Origin of the sequence: Shewanella sp. TB7-MNA-CIBAN-0143 (assembly GCF_040310065.1) — a bacterium.
Taxonomy (GTDB): domain Bacteria; phylum Pseudomonadota; class Gammaproteobacteria; order Enterobacterales; family Shewanellaceae; genus Shewanella.
This window is the reverse complement of sequence record NZ_JBEOPL010000107.1, coordinates 1-269: the sequence shown is the minus strand read 5'-3', so window position 1 is coordinate 269 and position 269 is coordinate 1. Positions and strand designations below refer to the sequence as shown.

General features: G+C 46.5%; 1 protein-coding gene. It reads left to right on the top strand.

The features are described 5' to 3' along the window. Nucleotides 1–269, top strand: a 269-nt coding sequence (locus AAEY97_RS21305; protein WP_351001351.1) for a vitamin B12 dependent-methionine synthase activation domain-containing protein, incomplete at both ends; no start/stop codon positions are given.

The window sequence follows — 269 nt, the reverse complement described above, 5'->3', positions numbered from 1 at the left end:
ATGTAAAAGTACGCGAGCAACAAGCACGTAAAAAACCACGCTCTAAGCCTGTTACAATCCAGCGCGCACGCGATAACGCAGCAAAGCTTGATTGGGATAACTACACGCCACCAGTGCCTAAAAAGCTTGGCGTGATCGAGTTTAAAAACGTATCAATTGCTACTTTGCGTAAATACATAGATTGGACGCCATACTTTATGACGTGGTCAATCGCTGGTAAATACCCGCGCATAATGACCGACGAAGTAGTAGGCGAGCAAGCGCAAAGC